The 3,748-nt window shown below is 71.9% G+C and carries 4 protein-coding genes and 1 pseudogene; 4 read left to right on the plus strand and 1 reads right to left on the minus strand.

Annotated elements, in window-relative coordinates:
• Positions 1 to 42: 42 nt before the first annotated feature.
• Together KBX53_RS25670 and KBX53_RS25675 are read left to right on the plus strand one after the other, a co-directional pair.
• Complete coding sequence (locus KBX53_RS25670; RefSeq protein WP_210862087.1) at positions 43 to 618, plus strand: helix-turn-helix transcriptional regulator; 576 nt, start codon at positions 43 to 45, stop codon at positions 616 to 618.
• Positions 615 to 1,895 (plus strand): MFS transporter, encoded by a 1,281-nt coding sequence (locus tag KBX53_RS25675; RefSeq protein ID WP_210862089.1) that lies wholly within the window; start codon positions 615 to 617, stop codon positions 1,893 to 1,895. Before KBX53_RS25670 ends, KBX53_RS25675 begins: the two co-directional genes overlap by 4 nt.
• A 48-nt stretch (positions 1,896 to 1,943) precedes the next feature.
• Here KBX53_RS25675 and KBX53_RS25680 read toward each other — a convergent pair whose 3' ends face one another.
• The gene (locus KBX53_RS25680) at positions 1,944 to 2,147 is read right to left on the minus strand and encodes a cold-shock protein (RefSeq protein WP_007072071.1); all 204 of its coding nucleotides are present in this window, start codon (positions 2,145 to 2,147) and stop codon (positions 1,944 to 1,946) included.
• A gap of 181 nt (positions 2,148 to 2,328) precedes the next feature.
• Between KBX53_RS25680 and KBX53_RS25685 the strand changes: the two genes are divergently transcribed.
• Together KBX53_RS25685 and KBX53_RS25690 are read left to right on the plus strand one after the other, a co-directional pair.
• Positions 2,329 to 3,024, plus strand: coding sequence for a methyltransferase (locus KBX53_RS25685; protein ID WP_030338024.1), 696 nt, complete (start codon positions 2,329 to 2,331; stop codon positions 3,022 to 3,024).
• A 103-nt stretch (positions 3,025 to 3,127) separates the two neighbouring features.
• A pseudogene (locus KBX53_RS25690) lies at positions 3,128 to 3,660 on the plus strand (DedA family protein); the annotation flags it as partial.
• Positions 3,661 to 3,748 lie beyond the last annotated feature (88 nt).

Genomic DNA, 3,748 nt, shown 5'->3' on the forward strand with positions numbered 1-3,748 from the left:
TAGTCATTGCGCAACAGGTGTTGCGGATGTGACGATGGCGTCATGGAACGCTCCGACGTACGCCAGATCACCGACTCCCGGGTGCTGGCCGCCATGTCCCACCCGCTGCGCCGCCGGTTGATGGACGTGCTCAAGGTCCACGGACCCTCCACCGTCGGCCTGCTCGCCGAGCGCACCGACCAGGCCCCCGCGAATGTCAGCCACCACCTCAAGGTCCTCGCCGCCGCCGACCTGGTCACCGAGGCGCCCGAGTTGGCCCGGGACCGGCGCGAACGGTGGTGGCGCCTGGTCACCCGAGGGCTGCGCTGGTCCAACACCGACTTCGACACCGACCCGGCCTCCCGCGCGGTCGCCGACGCCGCCACCTCGCTCAACCTCGACCGGCACGTCGCCCTGGCCCGCGCAGGGCACGCCGCCGACGAGGCCGAGCAGGCCACCTGGAACGACGCTGCGTTCTCCACCGACCACTGGCTGCGCCTCACGCCCGAGGAACTGGCCGAGCTGAGCCGCGAGATGATCGCCGTCCTCACGCGCTGGGCCAACCGGGACCTGCCCGACGACGACGCCGACCGCAGACCGGTCTTCGTGTTCGTCCACGGCGTGCCGGCGCGACCGTGACCGCCGCCACCCGCAGCGACCCCACTGACGTCCGGAAGACCGGCGGGCTGCTGCGGCACCGCGACTTCCGGCTGCTCTGGACCGGCCAGACGGTCAGCAGCATCGGCAGCAACGTCACCACTGTCGCGCTTCCGCTGGTCGCGGTCGCCGTCCTGGACGCCGACACCTTCCAGGTGGCGGTACTCACCGCCGCGGCCTGGCTGCCCTGGCTGCTGATCGGCCTGCCGGCCGGCGCGTGGGTCGACCGGCTGCCCCGCCGACCCGTGATGGTGGCGTGCGACCTGCTCCGCGCGCTGCTCTTCCTCAGCGTGCCGCTCGCCGCCGCACTCGACCGGCTCACCGTCTGGCACCTGCTGCTGGTGGCACTCAGCGCCGGCGTGGCCCGGGTCTTCTTCGAGACAGCCGACCAGGTGTACCTGCCGGTGCTGCTGCGACCCGAGCAACTGCCGGAGGGCAACGCGAAGCTGCACGCCGCCCAGACCGCGAGCTATGTCGTTGGCCCCGGCGTCGCAGGTCTGATCGCCCAGCTCATCGGTGCGGTCGCCGCTCTGCTGCTGGATGCGATCAGCTTCCTGGTCTCCGCGGTGTGCCTGCTGCGGATCCGCACCGTCGAACCGCGCATTCGCCGAGTGGACCAGTCCCGGTCACTGCGCCGTGACATCGCTGAGGGGCTGCGTTTCGTCGCCCGAGACCCGTACCTGCGGGTGCTGACGGTCTTCGGCGCGGCCAGCAACATCGGGCTGACCGGTTACCAGGCCGTGCTGGTGGTCTTCCTGGTCCGTGAGTTGCGTCTCGAACCGGGCCTGGTGGGCGTCCTGATCGCCGTGATGAGCGCCGGTGGGATCATCGGCGCGCTGTTCGCCACCACGGTGGCCCGCCGCTGCGGCACCGCGCGGGCGCTGCTGGTCGCGGCGGCGCTCACCGGCCCACCCGCGCTGCTCATCCCACTCGCCGCACCCGGCATCGGGCTGGCCTGGCCGGCGCTCGGTGGCCTGCTGATCGGCCTCGGGGTGGCCATCGGCAACGTGGTCAAGGGCGCCTTCCGGCAGACCTACACGCCGCACCACCTGCTGGGCCGGGTGACGGTGAGCATGCACCTGCTCAACTACGGCACGATTCCGCTGGCGGCCGTGCTGGCCGGTGCCATCGGCGCACGGTACGGCGTCCAGACGGCAATTGTCGGAATGACCGCCTGGTTGGCGCTCACCCCGTTGATTCTGTTGGTGGGGCCGATCCGGAGGCGGCGGGACCTGCCCGCCGCCCCGGCGTCGTCTTGAGTGCGCTGCGACGGCGGCCGGAGACCGGCCGCCGTCACCGGCACGGAGCTACATCGGGCGGACGTTGTCCGCCTGCGGACCCTTCTGCCCCTGGGTCACCTCGAACTCGACCTTCTGGCCCTCGTTGAGCTCCCGGTAGCCGCTCGTCGCGATGGCGGAGTAGTGGACGAACACGTCCGGCCCTCCACCGTCCTGCTCGATGAAGCCGAAGCCCTTTTCCGAGTTGAACCACTTAACCGTGCCGGTTGCCATGCATCTCTCCCTGTTCAAAGCGGCTGACCCCCGGCCTCTGGCCGATGATCGCCCGTACCTGTTCGACAGTAACGGGCAAAACCCCGATCCGCTGGCCGAAGTGCCGTAGGTCTTCGAGCGAACTCGGGTGAACTCTGCGCGGCGGCACGTGAAAGTCGCCCCGACCAACCGCCGCTGGGGCATGCTTGCGCCGATGAGAAGTGCCGAAGCCGACGCGCTGACCGAGCTGGAACGCGAGGTCGGCACGCCCGGTTCCGGTCTGGACAGACTCCGGTTGATGCCCACCCCCTTCGTCCCCGAGGTGCGGCTGCACCTGGCCGAGGACGCGATCGTCTGGTGGGCCCGGATGGAGGCGACCGCCGGGCACGCGCTGCCGGCGCCGTACTGGGCGTCCGCCTGGGCCGGCGGACAGGCCCTGGCCCGCCACCTGCTGGACCACCCCGAGCTGGTCGCCGGTCGCCGGGTGCTCGACCTCGCCGCCGGGTCCGGGCTGGTGGCCATCGCCGCCGCGCTGGCCGGCGCCGCGGAGGTCATCGCCAACGACATCGACCCGTACGCCGTCGCCGCCGTCACCCTCAACGCGCGGGCCAACCACGTCGCCGTCGACGCCACCGGCGACGATCTGCTCGACAGCACCGAGCCGAAGGCCGACCTGGTGGTCGCCGGGGACGTCTTCTACGACCGCGCGATGGCCGACCGGATGCTGCCCTTCCTGCAACGGACCGCCGCCGCCGGCGCCGACGTGCTGGTCGGCGACCCCGGCCGCGGACACCTACCGGCGGACCGCCTGGCCGTGCTGGCCGACTACCCGGTGCCCACCACCGAACCCTCCGTCGACTCGTCGCTGCGTCACGTGCAGGTGCTGCGCCCCGCCTGAGGCGGAAACCCCCGACTCAGGGACGACCCCGAGTGGGATACCAGGGGTCACTGGGGGCTACGACCCGATGTCCGAAGTGGCGCGGCGGCCATAGCGTCGACGCATGACGCAATGGGTGGCCCAGATCGGAGAACTACCGGTTCTGCTGCTGATGGGCGCGCTCGGGCTCGTCATGCTCTTCGACGCCGTACCCCGATCCTCGCCGCCGTCGGGGTCGGCCGCCCGAGCACCGGGCTGGCCACCTTCGCCGCGGTGCTGGTCGGCTGCCTGGCGGGCTGGTCGCTGAGCTTCCTGATCGGCCGTCGCTACTCCGACCGGCTGCGCCACAGCCGCCTTGGCGGTTGGATCGGCGAGCCCCGCTGGACCGCGGCGGAAGGCATCCTGCGCCGCGGCGGCGGTCGGATGATGGTCGTCGCGCCGTTCCTGCCCGTCTTCAACGCGCTGCTGCCACTGGCCGCCGGCGGGCTGCGGATGTCGTACCGTCGATTTCTCGGCTGCGCGACGCTCGGCGCGGCCGCCTGGGCCGGTCTCTACCTGGCCCTGGGCACCGCGGCGCGGTCGGTGGTCGGGCTGCTGCCGGGCAGCCCCAGCCCGCTGCTGGTCACCATGGGGGTCGGGCTGGTGCTGGCCTCCGTCGCGTTGCTGGGGGCGCGGCGGCGGTTGTTCTCCGTCGTTGGCTGAGCTTGCTTCTCTGGGGGGAGTGGGGCTCGGGGCCGGGTTGCGG

The sequence above is a fragment of the Micromonospora sp. M51 genome (assembly GCF_018070305.1).
In the GTDB taxonomy this organism is placed as follows: domain Bacteria; phylum Actinomycetota; class Actinomycetes; order Mycobacteriales; family Micromonosporaceae; genus Micromonospora; species Micromonospora parva.